The 15,463-nt window shown below is 66.0% G+C and carries 18 protein-coding genes, 1 tRNA gene and 1 pseudogene; 15 read left to right on the top strand and 5 right to left on the bottom strand.

Annotated features, from left to right (window positions below; translation table 11 throughout):
• Positions 1-52 precede the first annotated feature (52 nt).
• Positions 53-721 carry a VC0807 family protein gene (locus tag ATK30_RS10730; protein WP_244194579.1) on the top strand — a complete coding sequence of 223 codons (669 nt, stop codon included), beginning with the start codon at positions 53-55 and terminating at the stop codon, positions 719-721.
• Positions 722-868: 147 nt separating this feature from the next.
• Here the strand turns inward: ATK30_RS10730 and ATK30_RS10725 are convergent, their stop codons facing one another.
• Both ATK30_RS10725 and ATK30_RS10720 read right to left on the bottom strand, forming a co-directional pair.
• Positions 869-1,492 carry a CPBP family intramembrane glutamic endopeptidase gene (locus ATK30_RS10725; protein ID WP_101435471.1) on the bottom strand — a complete coding sequence of 208 codons (624 nt, stop codon included), beginning with the start codon at positions 1,490-1,492 and terminating at the stop codon, positions 869-871.
• A complete protein-coding gene (locus ATK30_RS10720; RefSeq protein WP_244194578.1) occupies positions 1,489-1,710 on the bottom strand; it encodes a Rossmann-fold NAD(P)-binding domain-containing protein in 222 nt (73 codons plus the stop codon). Before ATK30_RS10720 ends, ATK30_RS10725 begins: the two co-directional genes overlap by 4 nt.
• 531 nt (positions 1,711-2,241) lie before the next feature.
• Here ATK30_RS10720 and ATK30_RS10715 point away from each other — a divergent pair.
• From ATK30_RS10715 to ATK30_RS10680, 8 genes are read left to right on the top strand one after another with little or no spacing between them, the layout of a single operon-like run.
• Positions 2,242-2,769: a hypothetical protein gene (locus ATK30_RS10715; protein ID WP_244194577.1), complete on the top strand. Its 528-nt coding sequence runs from the start codon at positions 2,242-2,244 to the stop codon at positions 2,767-2,769.
• Positions 2,770-2,800: 31 nt separating this feature from the next.
• Positions 2,801-3,388, top strand: coding sequence for a DUF3558 domain-containing protein (locus ATK30_RS10710; RefSeq protein ID WP_101435470.1), 588 nt, complete (start codon positions 2,801-2,803; stop codon positions 3,386-3,388).
• Position 3,389: 1 nt separating this feature from the next.
• Positions 3,390-4,661 (top strand): hypothetical protein, encoded by a 1,272-nt coding sequence (locus tag ATK30_RS10705; RefSeq protein ID WP_101435469.1) that lies wholly within the window; start codon positions 3,390-3,392, stop codon positions 4,659-4,661.
• 5 nt (positions 4,662-4,666) lie between these two features.
• Positions 4,667-5,389, top strand: coding sequence for an ESX secretion-associated protein EspG (locus ATK30_RS10700; protein WP_101435468.1), 723 nt, complete (start codon positions 4,667-4,669; stop codon positions 5,387-5,389).
• A 15-nt stretch (positions 5,390-5,404) separates the two neighbouring features.
• Positions 5,405-5,869 (top strand): YbaB/EbfC family nucleoid-associated protein, encoded by a 465-nt coding sequence (locus ATK30_RS10695; RefSeq protein WP_167441878.1) that lies wholly within the window; start codon positions 5,405-5,407, stop codon positions 5,867-5,869.
• 5 nt (positions 5,870-5,874) lie between these two features.
• Entirely contained in the window at positions 5,875-6,201 is a 327-nt protein-coding gene (locus tag ATK30_RS10690) for a YbaB/EbfC family nucleoid-associated protein (RefSeq protein WP_208637317.1), read from the top strand.
• The gene (locus tag ATK30_RS10685) at positions 6,198-6,566 is read left to right on the top strand and encodes a hypothetical protein (protein WP_101435465.1); all 369 of its coding nucleotides are present in this window, start codon (positions 6,198-6,200) and stop codon (positions 6,564-6,566) included. The genes ATK30_RS10690 and ATK30_RS10685 overlap by 4 nt, the downstream gene beginning before the upstream one ends.
• 26 nt (positions 6,567-6,592) lie before the next feature.
• The gene (locus tag ATK30_RS10680) at positions 6,593-7,315 is read left to right on the top strand and encodes a hypothetical protein (protein WP_143271367.1); all 723 of its coding nucleotides are present in this window, start codon (positions 6,593-6,595) and stop codon (positions 7,313-7,315) included.
• Between the two features lie 324 nt (positions 7,316-7,639).
• On the opposite strand, the gene ATK30_RS44660 is transcribed toward ATK30_RS10680, so the two are convergent.
• Together ATK30_RS44660 and ATK30_RS10675 are read right to left on the bottom strand one after the other, a co-directional pair.
• Positions 7,640-8,074 carry a hypothetical protein gene (locus tag ATK30_RS44660; protein ID WP_143271366.1) on the bottom strand — a complete coding sequence of 145 codons (435 nt, stop codon included), beginning with the start codon at positions 8,072-8,074 and terminating at the stop codon, positions 7,640-7,642.
• 454 nt (positions 8,075-8,528) lie between these two features.
• Complete coding sequence (locus ATK30_RS10675; RefSeq protein WP_101435463.1) at positions 8,529-8,837, bottom strand: hypothetical protein; 309 nt, start codon at positions 8,835-8,837, stop codon at positions 8,529-8,531.
• 838 nt (positions 8,838-9,675) lie between these two features.
• On the opposite strand from ATK30_RS10675, the gene ATK30_RS10670 reads away from it, so the two are divergent.
• The 5 genes and pseudogenes from ATK30_RS10670 (at position 9,676) to ATK30_RS47260 (ending at position 12,804) form a co-directional block, all read left to right on the top strand.
• Positions 9,676-10,002 (top strand): hypothetical protein, encoded by a 327-nt coding sequence (locus ATK30_RS10670; RefSeq protein ID WP_101435462.1) that lies wholly within the window; start codon positions 9,676-9,678, stop codon positions 10,000-10,002.
• Between the two features lie 4 nt (positions 10,003-10,006).
• Complete coding sequence (locus tag ATK30_RS10665; protein ID WP_101435461.1) at positions 10,007-10,609, top strand: hypothetical protein; 603 nt, start codon at positions 10,007-10,009, stop codon at positions 10,607-10,609.
• Complete coding sequence (locus ATK30_RS10660; protein ID WP_101435460.1) at positions 10,609-11,127, top strand: hypothetical protein; 519 nt, start codon at positions 10,609-10,611, stop codon at positions 11,125-11,127. Before ATK30_RS10665 ends, ATK30_RS10660 begins: the two co-directional genes overlap by 1 nt.
• 467 nt (positions 11,128-11,594) lie before the next feature.
• Positions 11,595-11,648 (top strand): annotated as a pseudogene (locus ATK30_RS47690) (hypothetical protein); the annotation flags it as partial.
• Between the two features lie 364 nt (positions 11,649-12,012).
• Positions 12,013-12,804, top strand: a complete 792-nt coding sequence (locus ATK30_RS47260) for a tyrosine-type recombinase/integrase (protein WP_101435459.1) — start codon at positions 12,013-12,015, stop codon at positions 12,802-12,804.
• A 22-nt stretch (positions 12,805-12,826) separates the two neighbouring features.
• On the opposite strand, the gene ATK30_RS10650 is transcribed toward ATK30_RS47260, so the two are convergent.
• Positions 12,827-12,899, bottom strand: a tRNA-Ala gene (locus ATK30_RS10650).
• A gap of 408 nt (positions 12,900-13,307) precedes the next feature.
• Here ATK30_RS10650 and ATK30_RS10645 point away from each other — a divergent pair.
• Positions 13,308-15,419, top strand: a complete 2,112-nt coding sequence (locus ATK30_RS10645) for a hypothetical protein (protein ID WP_416332644.1) — start codon at positions 13,308-13,310, stop codon at positions 15,417-15,419.
• The last annotated feature ends 44 nt before the right edge of the window (positions 15,420-15,463 follow it).

Here is a 15,463-nt window from a genome sequence, read left to right as displayed (position 1 = left end):
CGGGATACGTCCGCGGAGGCAAGACGGCGGCTCGCGGCGACCGTAGCGTTTGGTGGCGAATCCCAGCAGCCAAGCCAAAACCGGGGAGTACGGCATGATGAAGCCCGCCCGCACGATGATCACTACGATGTTCCTGGACGTCGGCCTGTCCGTCGTCGCCTACTACGCTGCCAGCCTGCTCGGCGCGAGCGCCTACGTCTCACTGCTGATCGGCACCATCGTCGCGGGGCTGCGGACCGTGTGGGTCGCGGTGGCACAGCGCCGGATCGACCTGTTCTCGTCGTTCCTCATGCTGCTTTTCGGCCTGGGGCTCGGGCTGAGCTTCCTCACCGGCGACCCGCGTCTGTTGCTGGCGAAGGAATCGGTGACCACCTTCTGCGCCAGCGCGGCCCTAGTCGGCAGTTGCGTCCTCAACCGTCCACTGGCGTACTACGCGGCACGACGCTTCGCGCGCTCGGCGGGCGGTGAGCAGCAGCGTGAATTCGACGCCACCGCGAACGACGCGTCGTTGCGGCGTCGCTGGTACCAGATCTCGCTGGTCTGGGGGATCGGGTTGCTCGTCGATTCCGTGCTTCGCATCGTGGGCGTGTACACGCTGCCGTTCGACATTGCGGCGGACTGCTCGCAGGCTCTGATGATCGTCGCGTTCGCGGGCCTCATCGCGTGGACGCTGCTGACCAAGCGGCGGGCCGAACAGCCTGCCCAGGCTCAGCGGTCGTAGGCGCGCCTCGCTGCCGCGACAAGGTCGAGGAAGGACAGGGCGACCGGGACGTGTTCGGATTCCAGCCGTTCTCGGCGAGCAACGAATCCAGCGCTGCCCGGACGTCCACGCGGGCGTGGCGCGAGCCCGCGATCCCCGCACCGATGCCTACGGACCCACTCCGCCCCGGCTGGACTCGGCGATGCTGGAATCCGGAGGCGGGAAGAGCCGAGGCAGGAAGCCGATCATCAGGGCAGACCAGGTCACGTGCGTCAGCAACGGCGCCTGTACTCCGCCGCCCCAACGGCGTTGCAACGTGAAGAGCGTTCCCATGGCCGCTGACGCCAGCACTAATGCCGGATTCCGTGTCGCCGTTGTCGAGAGCACGTACAGGGCGGTCGACTCACGTGCGCCGAACGCGTCGTAGAGCGCGCCACGGAAGTAGAACTCCTCAGCCGCGCCGGTTACGAGCGCTGTCGTCACGACGGTCGGCGTCGAACCGTGATGGGCGTGACCGAGGACCCCGGTGATCGCGCGGCGCAGCAACGGAATCCGGCGAGCGACCAGAGCACAGCCGTAAAACACGCCGAACGCGCCCGCACCCACCAGCGCCGGCTGCACAACGTCCGGCCGGCCTCGGGGTACCGGCCCGGCCGCTCGCGCACCAGCGAACCAAGTCGCCGCGACCGACGCGGTCAGCGCGTGAAACCGCCGTGACCCCGGCTTGCTGGCCAGCGACGCGCCCAGCAGCCCGGAGCCCGCCGCGGTCACCGCCGTCAGGAACGCCTTCACCTGGTCCGCCGTTGTTTCGCTCGTTCGCCCAGCGCTTGCAGCACGGCGTCGTCATAGCTCATCGGATCGAACTCGACAATCCGGCGGATCGCGTCGTCCCGGACGACAACCTCGTTGCCCATCGAATCGATCAGCGCTCGCCCAGTCGTCGCGTCGATGTCGGTGACCAGCGAGAGCCAATAGGACGACAGCCGGGGCGAGAGAAACGGAACCGGCACGGGACACGTCCCTGACCTGCGGTTATCGAGAACCTGCAGGGTGCGCGTCGCAGTTGACTGCACTTGAATGCAGGTCGGCGCTGTTTGGTGTCAGATGAACCATGGGTCTGCTCCAGGTTTGCTCCAGGAAAATTCGTGAGAATGCGCGCTGCACAATCTCATAGGTGCAGGCCAGCGTCGGCGGCAGGCTGAGGCGAGATCGAGCATGGCGTGCGAGCGGACGTCGTCCGTTGCGGTGCGCCGTCGGGAGGCATGGGGCCCCGGAGCGGGGTTCCCCTGGGAGCGGTACGGAGCGGTGGACGAATTTCGTGTCCTGGATCGAGCCGGCGCGCCCACGAGGCCCAGATCGCGAAAAAGACGGCTCGCCCGGGGTTCGAGCCTTGCCGTCGAGAGTAGGTGTCTGCCGCAGGTCAGGGGCCCTTGCGAGCGGTCGCGCTCCGAGTGCGTCCCGGTTCGCCAATCGACACCCGCGATGAAGCCTCGTGCGATACTCTGATGGCAAGTGATGACGGGTTGTGAGGGGAGCATGACGTGGGGAGAGCGGATGGCGGCGCGCCGCCAGGCAGGCACTCGACGGCAGCCGATGGGGCCGGGCACTCGTCGACCGACACTGGCCGAACATCGGTGCAGCGGGCATCCGACCAGTTCATCGCCCCGTGGGACGCAGGGGCCGCGGACGCCGGCGATTCGGCGTTCGCCACGATGAACTCCGCGCGCTCAGGCGGGTATCGGTTCGATCCCGGCACTGTCGCCGCACTGATCTCCCGATGGGAGAACGTGCTCCACGATCTGCAGGACGACCAGCAAACTCAGGAAAGCGCGTTGACTGCCGCCCAACCCCCGTCGCCTGACCAGCCTGCCGTCCAGCAGGCGCAACTCGCGCAGGCGTCAATTCGAAAAATGATTGCCCACAATGTGTCGATGCAGCGCAGTGCTTGCGTCTATATCAATGCGCTGAAAAAAGCCAACGGTACTTATACGCAGCACGATGCCGACGTGGCGGAAGCCCTCGGCAAAGCGAATCCGAGCAACTCCCCTTCCAGTGGAATGTATCAATAGGACTATTGTGAATCGCTATCAATTTCGCCTTATGGCGGCTGCTGTGGCAAGTTTCGGAGTCGCTTTCATTGGGGGTTGCGGAAATTCGAATCCGGGGACGGCGAGCCCTGCTTCCGGTGAGGCCGGTCCGCCTGCTTCGGCCGGAAGTCAACAAGTCACTGCGCCCAAGGTTGCGACCCCGCTGAAGATCGACAAGTTCCTTTCTGATCCGTGCAGCATGTTGACGTCGGCCCAGCTGTCATCGCTGCAGCTCAGCAAGGCGGAAGCGCACTCGGAATCGACTGGAATCCGCTGTTCCTGGCGGTTCAGTGACGGATACACCGCTGTCAGTGCCACGTTTCTCACAACCGTCAAGGACGGTCTTACCAATACCTATCGACAGCATGCGACCGGATATTATCGCGACGGATACTTCGAACCGACCGTGGTGAACGGTTTTCCGGCGGTTATGGCCAATACGGCCGATCGCAGAAAAGAAGGACAGGCGAGTCTGATCGTCGGCTTGTCGGATCAAGACGAAATGTTGGTGCTGATCCAGGGTGTGCCTGGCAGCAATGCCACGACCGCGGCCACGAACGTCGCGAAGGCTGTCCTGTCGACCGTGCAAGGCGGGCAGTGAGATGGCGGGGCAGTCCATGTCCGGTCAGCAGATCTATGAGAACTTCGCCAATGGCGTGGGGCCGGGCGGGCTGATGCAGGCGGCCGACCACATCAACTCGTTCCAGGCCCGGTACGACCGCCGGGCGGCGGACATCCGGTCGCTGGCCGCGGCGATGGAGGAAGGATGGACCGGCGACGCTGCGGGCGCGGCGTCGCGGGGCGCGGGGCCGTTGGCGGCCGAGCACGCGCAGGCCGCGGAGGCGATGGGCATGGCGCAGGCTGGCCTGACGGCTCAGTCGTCTGCGTGGCATGACGTCCAGGCCAAGGTTCAGCCGGTGCCTCCGCTACCGCAGGCTCCTCCGCCGATGACGGAGCTTCTCGGCGTGCAGAGTGTGATCGACGCCGATATCGAAAGCCGGACCCGGCAGAGCAACGACGTCGCGGCGGCGAACGTGGCGGCGATGAAGTCTTGGTCCACGGCGTCGGACGAGACCGGTCGCGCGATGCCCACCAGCTACGGCCAGATCGATGCGAACGCGATGAACATCAGCACGGCGCAGCCGCCGGCTCCCGTTGTCCACGGTCCGGCGGGACACGGAGGGCAGAGCGGTCCGGTTCAGTCCGGTCATGCTGCGGGGCCTGCCCCGGCGGCCGGTCCTTACGGCGGCGCGAACTCCGCGACTCCTAGTCCAGTCGTGGCTTCCGGGGCACCGTCGTCGCCTGTTGGAGCCGTGCCGCCGCGCGCGGCGGGTTCAGGCGGGGGCTCGTCGACATCGCCGAGCAGTTATGTCGCGCCGCGCGCGCAGACCGGTTTCGAGCCGGGCGGCGCGTCAGGCAATCCTGGCCTGTACCGCAGCGGCGTGCTGGACTCGAATGCGTCCGGAGCGACGGGCGGGGGTGCCTGGAGTCCGGGTGGGTTCCCGGTCGGCGGCGCGGGTGGCAGCGGTTCGTCCGGTTCCGGCACTGGTCCCGGCGGTCGTGCCGGCGGGGCGAACATGCCGGGCGGCGGCCGCGGAAGCGGCATCGGAGCATCGGAGGAGGCACCGACACGTGGTGGTGCCGGCGGTGCGTCGGGTTCGTCGTCGGGCCGGGCGGGCGGCGCAGGCGTCGGCGGCGTGGGAACCGGTGCGGGACGTAAAGCCGAGGAGGACGAGGAACACGAGCGGAAGTATGTGTTGTCCGATGACGAGGCGTTCCTCGCCGCCGATGACGGAGAGCGGCTGGTGGATCCGCAGACCGGGATGGCCGCCAGTCCGGCAGTGATCGGCGAGGCACCCAAGAGGCGGGTGTAGCGCCGATGTGGTTTGCCGAACCGGTCGGCTTCGCCGTGTCGGATCTCGCGTCGTTGGTGACCGGGATGACCGGCGCTGATCTGCATGTCGCGCTGGCACCGCAGGCGGAGTGGCATGACAGCGAGGCTCAGGCGGACGAGGACAAGCGGCTGGCGGAGTTGAAAGCCCGCTACGAAGGTCGGGCGCGCAGTGCGGACGATCCGGAGCTGGCCGACGTGGTCGAGTTGTTGAGTCGGCCGCCGCACGCCTGTTACGGCTGGTTCAGCGACGGCAAGCAGCACTTGTCGGCCTTGGCCGCCGGGTCGTCGTGGTTCGGGTTGATCGCGGTCCGCGACGGCAATGAGGTCTGGGTGCGGATGTTCCGGCGTCAGCGGTTGAGCGCGGTACTGGTGGACGTGCTGCCGCACGAGCACGCGCGGTCGAACGCGCAGCCGATCACGGTGCTGCGCAGCGAGCTGGTCGAAGCCCGCGAAACCGGCGTCGCCCGCGACAGCGCCGTGCGGCAGGCCGAACGGGTCGTTGCCATGCCGCCGTTGGTCAGCGCGGAACTCTACGCCGAGGTACGCGACCGCAGCGGCCGTCGGCGCTGCGAGTTCCCGCTGCGGGTCTATGACACCGACGCAGGGCGTTGGGTGTTGCAGATCAGCAAGCATTACAACGACGAGCGGTGGGACCTTGCACCCGCTACCGCCTCGCGAGTCGCCGATCTTCTTGACGCGTTTCGCTGACGACAGGACGTATTGATGACTGTGGACATCCTGAAGGCACTGGGCATCGGCAACGGCCAGGACATCGTCGCCCGCCAGCGACGTCTCTCCGAAGTCGATCTCGAACTCGCCGCGGAACGATTCCGTGGCGCATCCGAGGACCGCACCGCGACTGCCACTGTCAACGGCCGCGGGGAGGTCGTCGACATCGTGATTCGCGACGAAGCGCTGCGTTCGCCACATCCGGAGCTGGTCGGCCCGGCCGTTGTCGAGGCTGTCAACCGCGCTCGTACCGAGGCGGGGTTGCACGCGCGTTCTGCGGTGTCGGCGATACTTCACGCCGACTCGACCGCGTCGGCGGCTGTGCCTGACCCGGTCGGCGTCGGGTCCGCGCCTACGTTGACGGCCGCAAGCCAGCCGACAACCTCACCGCGGAGCGCGCGTGCTGAAGACGACGATGACGATTTCGGCGATTACGATTTCCTGGCACTCGGGGAGTGACGACCATGTCGATGTACAACGAACTCTACGCCCTGACCCAGGAAATCGAAGCGAACCTGCACCGGACAGAGGCGGCGGCTGCGGCGGCCGCAGGTTCGGCGATCAACCGCCAGATCCCCGGCGGAGCGGGGGAGGTCACGGTGTCAGGACAGGGGGCGCTCGTGTCGGTGACGATCGATCCGCGTGGCCTGACCTCCGCAAATGGTCGCGTGCTCGGCGCTCAGATCGCCCAGACCATTCGCGACGCCGAGGCTCAGGCGCGTGCGCATGTGAACCAAGTCCTGCAGAACGCATCGACGGCCGGCCCGGCCGCCAGGAGGGGAAGCGCATGACCGGCAAGGGATTCGAAGTCGTCCCGCAAGCGCTCCGCAGAACCCAGGCTGCGTTTGTGGATTCCGCGAGACGCCACCTTGAGCTGTGCGGGGAGGATCTTCCGGGTTTCAAGATGAACGAGCAGGACCTCGGCCTCCTCGGGCACCTGGCAGGGATCGTCCCCGAATACAACGCAGCGGTCGACCAAATCGTCCACAAAGCCGCTGCGAGCTGCGACAGCCTCGACGCCGCGGCCCACAGCCTCGACACCGCCGCGAAGGCCTACGAGGCGCAAGACGAGGAGTACTACAAGAAATTCGGCTGGCTGGCAGGAAAAGTCGACGAAGGCGGCGTCTATCAGCCGGACAACAAAGGCGGCAACTGATGGCGAATCCGTCCCAGAAGTCGTTCATGGACCCGTCCGTCGGCACTGATCCGGCACCGCGAAAGCCGAATCCGATCCCGAGCGTGCCCAGCATCCCGTATCCCGAGGACGCCGACCGGAAAATCCGGGAAGCTGCGAACAAGTACAACCATCCCGACGTGATCCAGACGCTCGACAAGATGAAGAACGAGCTATTCGGGAACGCTGAGAGAGTCAATGCTCTGGCCCAGGGCTGGGCGTCGAACCCTTCGGTAGGCGACTCTCAGCTCGCCATTCAGACCGCGACCGAGAACCTGGCCGGCTACTGGTCCGGGCCTGCGTTCAGTCAGTTCTCGGCGTACTCCACCGACGTGACCGGGGCGCTGGGGTCCGACCAGTCCGCCATGGCGAGCATGGGAACAGCGCTAGGCGGCTGCGTATCCATCGTATACAATACGTACGCGGCGGCAATCAGGTTAATAGGAAACACGGCTGCGGACATCGCCAACGCTGGAGTCAGCATCGGAGTATCTCTGATTCCAGGGATCGGTGAATTCGAGCTTTCAAATGCTATCCAGGCGATCACTGACCTCTTGACCAACTTCATCAGGAACTGCACGGAGTTGCTTTCCAGTGCTGTCGAACAATTTGGCCAGTACAAGGATGCCGCGGTCGGATTCAGGGCCAGCGCCGCCGGATTCAAGCAGCTGCCGCCGTTGCCTGATCAGATCGGAAACCCCGGCAGCTGGCACGTCAACCCTGCTGGCTAGGCCGGAGGAAGCGGGAAAATGGATATATTCTGGTGGGCGGTCCTCATCATCGCCGTTATTTCTGTAGCGATGCTGGGTATCGGTCTGGCCGTTGTCATCCCCTTGAGGAACGCGTTGCGCAGACGTCAAGGGCGCAGCGGGTACTACGTCGATCCTGCTGGCAACTGGCATCCGATGCCCGGTCCGCAACAGCCGTCGCATCCACGGCGGCGCTCGCCGGGGCCCGGGCCGCAGTGAGAGCTTCCCGGGTTCGGTCCTGGGTTGCATGAGATTGCCGGCTCCTGCTGACGAGATTCGGGCAAGCATGCAGAGTGGGCAATCGGGTTATCCCGCTGCGCTGGTCGGGGCGTGGGTCGTGCCTGTTAGCTGATCGTCGAGCAGCCGTTCGCAGGTGCCGCACTTCGGGTGGGTCAGGATCTTTTTCTCACTGTCACGTCCATAGAATGGATAGCAGTCCGCGCCGCAAAGTGAAACAAGAGCCAGTCCGCGGCGAACAGCCTTCTCTTCTGCTCGATGCGCCACTCGGCACCCGCTTTGATTGGATTGCCCTATCTCTGGCATCCATCCGCTGTGCGGGATGCTGGCACGCCGTGTAAGCATTTTCAGTTTGTCGCCAAGTTCGGCAAGTGTTTCGGACAGTTCAAATGTCTTCCAGGTTGGAAGCGAATTGAGGTGCTCCTCGGGATATTCGGAAATTTTCCCTTCTAGATCGCGCACCATGAATTCAATATCGAATACCCTGTCGTTATCAGTTCCCAACTTTGCGGCCTTCCTTTGTGGTCACTGTCGTTTCAAGGTGCTGCGGGTTCGGCAGAGATACTTCGATCGGACGTGATCTCGGAATGATCCACGCAGCCCCGCGAAGGCTTGGCGGACGACGTCCGGCGCTTCCTCAGCCAAGTTGGCTGCAGAAGTTCAGTAGTACGGCGGTCGCGAGCAGGTCGGCGGTGCCTGCGCGCTCTCGGTTGCGGCGAGTGCTTGCGGACGCCTTCCACCGCCGCGTCTTGCAACCCGCGCGCGAGCGTCGCGAAGGCGTCGGACTCGGCTCCGCGCGAACAACCCCTGACCGAGCCGTGCGCCGGGTGAGCCCGCGGCAAGGTCGACAGGCGCTCGGGTACTCAGCTGGGCGCCAGCGGTTCATGAATGTGCTCCGTCGGTACGGTTCCGGAGATAACTGGACGGCCCGGGCTGTTCGCTGTGGCCGTAAAACCAGTCAACCGGGTACCAATCCGAACGACCACAGCGTTTGCGCCGCATTTGCACCGTATTTCGGAGGCCGGGTGCGTTCGAGCGGACGATGGTCTGGGCCGACGGCCGCGGTGACCGCGCTTGAGGAAGTCGCCGGCGAAGTGCTGGTCGGCGTAGGGACGATGGGTGCCAGCCAGCTCTCGCGCAAGGCAGCCGTGACCACGGCGAGCTGGAACCCGACGCCCACGTAGCGCAGAAGAACCTCGGCGACGGCGCACATGCCGACGACCCTGACTTCGCTGACACTCGCCTCGGCGGAAACTTTTACCAGCACGCAAAGCCCTGGTTCGCGGGCCTAGGACGAGGAGCCAAGCTCCTCGTCGACAACAGCCCGTATCGTCCACCGCGAGTGCGCCCTCGATTTCCGCGTAGCTGATGCCCCAATGAATTCCTGACCTGCGGCTTCACCGCCTGGCGGGGAGGATCGGAGGAGGACGGGGTGCCAGTTCGCCTGTGTGTAGGCGGTGGTCTCCAGGGTGCGGAAATGGGCGTTTTCAAGCGCTGCGGTTGCGCGAGCTTCGCCTGAATCGGCAGGAAAACTCCGCGTCCACGTCGGTCCGCCCAGTGAATGGTCCGATTGGCGCGGCAGGGCCTGCACGCCGAACGCGCCTGGGACTGACCCCAGGCTCGCGCGGAGAGATCACTTCTTGGCCCGGTAACTCACTGGACAATCGGTCGGTTTTCGTTTGCTGTCGTCCGAGAGGAGCGACGCTCCGGCGTCGCCGGACAGGATCGCGTTCTCCGGATTCTGGATCATGCGCTGGCCGCAATCCCCGCGATCAGGCTGCGGGCAGAGCTGACCTCGCCGATCTCCGGGCCGAGCGGGTACCACAGACGTGCTGGGCGCACAGGTGCCGACAGCGTGTATCCCCGCGCGAGCCTTCGCCAGCAGCACCGGATGAGATTCCACGGAGACGGCCGGGCCCTCGTCGTAGCCGATGCCGGAGGACTGCCAGACCCGGCGGTGCAGTGGCTGCCCGATTGGAATGCCCGAACCCAGCACCAACAAACGGTTCACTCCGTACCGGCGCGCATACGATCGGCACGCTCGCTCGACGAGGCGTCGGCATCCCGGTAAGGGCGCGGTCGGAGCGGCCAAAGAAGCCAAGGGCGTGGTGCAAGCCGTCGCCAAAGGCGCCGGTGCGGCGCGCAACATCCTGCACGACGAGGGACTTGTCCAGACCGCGTTCGGCTGGGGAGCGAGCTTCGACAAGTGGGTCGGCGGCCCGATCCTCAAGATGGAGCACAGCGCCGGCGCTGCGGGAGCGGCGGCCTGGGGTGCGGCGACCAAGGCGGGTGGCATGGCCGCCAAGTGGGTCGCCGAGCCTTACTTGGAACGGGCCGAGGACTCCGCGAAAGACTTCGTCAAGGACACGGTCACCGGCCGGCCGCCGCAATCCGCCGGCCAGATCTTCGACCGGGTCGTGAAGGGACGGTGACCGGATGACCCGTGAGTTCACCTTCACCGTCCCGGACGGGTTCGTCGAACTGCCGGTCGAGGAGATCGAGGTAGACGGTGCCGAGAAGCACGAACTCGACGCCCGGGTGGCGGGCGCGTTCGGGCTGGTCGCAGACGACCCCAACGCGGCGATGCTCGCCAACACCTACGCCTTGTACGGCGAAACCATGGGCTCGCAGGGCATCGGCTACGCGGCGATCGCGGTCTACCGTTCGCCCGACGTCCCCGATCGGCCGATCATGCCGGTCCTGGCCAGCTCGTGCATTCCCTCCGCCCATGACTCGGTCGACGTCGCCGTCGAGGGCCTGCTCGAGGTGCATGCCTCGGTCGAGGGCCGGACGGCGCGTCTGCTCGACCTTCCTGCCGGGAAAGCGGTCGTCACCGTTCAGGAGGAGAAGACGATCCTGCGCAACGGCGCGGACGGCATCGAGATACCTGTCCTGCAACGGCAAGTGGCGGCATGGATACCGGATCCCCGGGGCACGTCGGTCGCGATGGTCGGGGTGTGCTCGAACAACTGGCAGGATTGGGAACACGTCGTCGTGCTGGCGCTCGACATTTTCGACACCGTCTCCTGGGTGGGCTGATGGACGAACACCTGATCACGCAAGCGCAGCAGTACTTCGAAGCGGCCTGGCGCGAACCGGTCCAGGTCACCGGGATGGGCCGGGTCACGGTCGGCTCGCGACGGGACCGCCGCGGGAAACGCGAACGCAGCGCCGCGAGCGAGAACGGTCCGCGTGGGTGCCTGGTGGAGATCGGTGAGTTCCTGGTGGACGTGGCTTCCACCATCACCTGGCCGTTCGTCACGGTCTGGGCCCTGTTCCGGCTCTTCAAACGCGACGGGCCGAAACGTCATGCCGCCATCCCGAGCGGACCCGCAACCGGCGAGGCATACCGCGTCGCCGAAGCCCTCAAGCAGCGTCCCGGCGAGGTCGCTGTCGTCCGCGGCAAAACCCAACTCGCGATCGTCGAACTCACCGGTCCCGGCGCGCAGCCGACCGTCGTGTGGAGCGGCCGTGGAGCCGAGCGACCGCAATGGAGTCCCGCCCCGGCGAGCTTGTACTGGGAAGACGGTTCGATGCTGATGCTTCCCGCCACATAACGTTCGCTCGTACTTGCCAGTATCGAGCGGAGTGCACTCCCTGGAGCCTGCTGGGCTGGTTCGAGGCGGTGCTCCACGGTACCCGGGCCAGGGCACCGGAGCAGGAGAGCAAGCAGCCGTTCGAGCCGCGCGAGACTGATCCTGGCCGTCGGGCTGGCATGGTGTTTCACGGTTCTCGTGCGGTAGGGGGTTAACTTGCTGTGCGTTCGGGCGCATGACGGGTAGGGGTCGTGTGTCGGGAGGTTGTCGTGGCGTGGGTGGAGCAGTCGGGGCGGTGTTCGTGGCGGGTTCGTTATCGCCGGGCGGGTGGTGGTCTTGGTTCGGTGTCGGGGTTCGCGACGCGCAGGGCGGCCGCCGGTTATGCCGGGGACATGGAGTCTGATCAGCGTCACAAGGTATGAATCGATCCTGCGGACGGCCGGGTTCTGCTGAAGGATTGGGTGGGTAGGTGGTTACCGGCGCAGGACATGGATCCGCGGACTCGGGACAATTACGAGAGTTATCTGCGGTGTCATGTGTTGGCGCGGTTCGGGTCGACGGCGATCGGGGAGATCACCGCGCTGGAGGTGGATGCGTGGCGGAGGGCGGCGGCCGAGGCGGGGTATGCGCCGGAGACGGTGTCGAGCTGGGCGAAGCTGTTGTCGATGATCTTGGCTGATGCGGTGGACGAGCGGTTGATCGCAGTGAATCCGGTGCGGCAGCGGTGCCGCCGCGGCCGGCGCTGTCGGACTCTGGTGCGGGAGCGGGTGTGGGCGACGCCGGAGCAGGTGCTCCGGATCGCGGATCAGGCCGCGGCCCTGGGCGGCGACGTGGCGCGGCTGCTGGTGATCACGGTGGCGTGGACGGGGTGCCGGTGGGGCGAGCTGGTTGCGCTGCATCGCGACAATGTGGACCTCGAAGGGGCGTCTGGTCGTGGATGCGGAGCGGGGTTCGTTGCACGAGTGCCGGGGTCGGCGGTGGCTGGGGCGGCCGAAGACGCCGTCGTCGGCGCGGCGGGTCGCGTTGCCGCCGTTTTTGGTCGGTTTGCTGCGCCGGCACCTGGAGGTCCATCCGTTCGAGTTCGTGTTCACGACATCGAACGGGACCTGGTTGTGGCGGTCCACGTTCGATCGCAGGGTTCTGCGGCCGGCGATCGACGGCCGCCGCAGGCCGGGTGTTCGGGCGTATGCGGTGTGTCCCGGGTTGACGTTCCACGGGCTGCGGCACAGCCACAAGACGTGGCTGGTCGCGGGCGGGGCTCCGGAGATCGTGCAGGCGCGGCGGCTGGGCCACCATCTGCCGGTCCGGGTCGTGGAGACCTATTCGCATGTGGCGCGGGAGGTCGAGACCCGGCTGCTGGCGGACTTGCAGCGCCGCTGGCATAAAGCCACTCGCAGCCAGCGGCCTGCTCGGCCCGCGCGGCAGGAAAGGGCAGCGGCGTCGCTGCGGCCACCTATTCCGCCGTCCCGGGCACGCCGGCAATCGGCGAAACCGGCTGTCCCTATTCCCGTTGGAACGAGGGACACCTCGCGTGACATCCGTGAGGGGACAAGGAACCGCGCCGTCGGCAGGGTCGGTCCCTGGAGCAAAGCACCCCAGAAACACCCCACCAGGGACGCTCAGTTCAGCCTGGAAACGATCACCCGAGATCATCGAGCGGGCACGAGAAAACCCCTCCGACCAGCGCCAACCGCGTGATCAAAGGGGTTTATCGAACTTGTGGAGCTAAGGGGACTCGAACCCCTGACCCCCTCACTGCCAGTGAGGTGCGCTACCAGCTGCGCCATAGCCCCGAAGCAGAGGTGAACTCCGCATCTCGTATGGACATACAGTACACCCCGTCTTCAGCGCCTTCGCCAGGGGGTCGGTTACGTGCCGCAGGCGCGTGGGAGAGGTGTGCCGACCTGGTCGAATCGACTTTCCTGTCGACGGCTCCGGGGATATTAGTGCAGGTCGGCTGCCCTTCCTGACTTTTCTTCAGGTTTCCGTTGAGTGTCAGTGTGTCCGCGGTTACATTCCTCCGCAGTCGTGACGTCGAGCCAACCCCAGCCGTGTGGCGGACCGCATCTCCGGCCGGGGTCGCCTGGTGGTCCGGTCTCAGCGAGGAGGTGGCGATGAATCCCGAATCACGGAGAGTGGCCGCTCTAGTGCTGACGCCTCCGAACTCGGCTGGCTACTTTCCCGCCCGGAACGATGGAGCGTTGGCCGTTCAGCCCATCGGTGCGAACGCATCGTCCGGCCAAACCGCGACGGCGGACGCTCAGCAAGCCGCTGCTCGTCGGCTCGCCACACCAGTCTCGCTCGCCCGCTCATACACCGGCACCGGAACAAACGCGCACGATTGGCACTTCCACCTCACCCTTGAGGGCGACGACGAGGCGACCACCCGGCCCTCCCGCTTTGCCCCGGCAGAGGACAAGGACATCTCGGGAAACCGCTGGACCGCAGTCCCGCAGCGAGCGCCGTCCACCGCGCCTGACCCGCAATGGCCAGCACATCCGACTGCGCAGGTTGTGGATCTTGGCTCCGGCTGCGGCCGCGAACCGCGCCTGGCCGGACTGGCTGCCGACCGTGCGGAGCCGCAGGAGCACGGCCGTCCTGACCTCACCGGCCGGTCGTTCACACTGGCCTCTGTGGGTGGCACTACTTCTCCGCCGCCGGGACAAGTGGACCTGGGGCCGAACGTCGTTGTTTTCGATCCGTCGATGCCGAGCGCGAGCATCCAACGCAAGCTCGACGCGATCTTCGCGGAGCAGGAGAAGAACCAGTTCGGCGGTCAACGCTATGCGGTGCTGTTCAAGCCGGGCACGTACTTCAACGACGTGAACGTCGGCTTCTATACCCAAATCCTAGGACTGGGGAGCACGCCCGACGCCGTGACGATCAACGGCGCAGTTCACGTAGAAGCAGACTGGTTTCCCCCGAACAACGCGACCCAGAACTTCTGGCGCGGCGCGGAAAACTTGTCAGTGAACCCCGTCGGGGGCGCGGATCAGTGGGCTGTTTCGCAGGCGAGCCCGTACCGGCGCATGCACGTCCGAGGCGACCTTCGCCTCGACGACGGCGGCGGCTGGTCGAGCGGCGGTTGGATCTCGGACACGAAAATCGACGGCCAGGTCCGCTCAGGGTCGCAACAGCAATGGATCTCGCGTGATTCGCAGTTCGGCAGTTGGACTGGTTCCACCTGGAACATGGTTTTCGTCGGAGTGGAAGGTGCCCCCGCCGGAACCTTCCCGGACCCGCCGTACACGACGATCGGCCAAACCCCGGTCGTCCGCGAGAAGCCGTGCCTCCAGGTCGATGAGTCCGGTGACTACCGGGTGTTCGTGCCGGCACTGCGAAGCAACACATCCGGGGTTACCTGGGAACACGACAGCGCACCGGGTGCAGCGCTGCCCATCGACCAGTTCTTCATCGCGAAGCCTGGCGCTACCGCGGACCAGATGAACGCGGCGCTGACGGCGGGCAAGAACTTGCTGATCACCCCGGGCGTGTACCACCTTGATCAGCCGCTACACGTGACCCGCCCGGACACCGTTGTCGTGGGGCTTGGCATCGCGACCTTGGTGCCGGACGGCGGCATCACCGCGATCGATGTCGACGACGTGGACGGGGTGAAGGTCGCCGGCCTGCTGATCGACGCCGGAACGACCTCGTCGGCCATGCTCATGCAGGTCGGCGCTCCCGGATCGAGCGCGGACCATTCGGCGAACCCGACCTCGCTGCACGACGTGTTCTTCCGTGTCGGCGGTGCCGCTGCTGGCAAAGCGCGCACCAGCCTCGTCGTCAACAGTAACGACGTGATCGGCGACCACCTGTGGCTCTGGCGAGCCGACCACGCAGCCGACGACAGCCACGTCGGCTGGAGCTCTAATACCGCCGATACCGGACTGGTGGTAAACGGCAACGACGTGACCGTCTACGGGTTGTTTGTCGAACACTTCCAGAAGGCGCAGGTGGCCTGGAACGGAAATGGCGGGCGCACCTACTTCTTCCAGAACGAGATGCCCTATGACGTCCCCGACCAGGCAGCCTGGATGAACGGCGAGATTGCGGGCTACGCCGCGTACCAGGTCGCCCCGGAAGTGACCAGCCACCAAGCCTGGGGTCTGGGCAGTTACTGCTTCTTCAGCACGAACCCGTCGGTGGCCTGCTCGCACGCCTTCGAGGCACCGACGGCACCGAATGTGCGGTTCCACGACATGGTGACGGTTTCGCTCAACCACCAGGGAACGATCACTCGCGTGATCAACGACGTCGGCGAAACCACCCCGGCGGGTACGAAACCGGTGAACTTGGTGCGCTACCCGTAGCCTCCTCCTGGACAACCGGTGCCCGTCGCGGTGGCGGCCGCGAC

The sequence above is a fragment of the Amycolatopsis echigonensis genome (assembly GCF_002846615.1).
Taxonomy (GTDB): Bacteria; Actinomycetota; Actinomycetes; order Mycobacteriales; family Pseudonocardiaceae; genus Amycolatopsis; species Amycolatopsis echigonensis.
The sequence above is the reverse complement of the archived record's forward strand: the minus strand, read 5'-3'. Positions and strand labels throughout refer to the sequence as shown.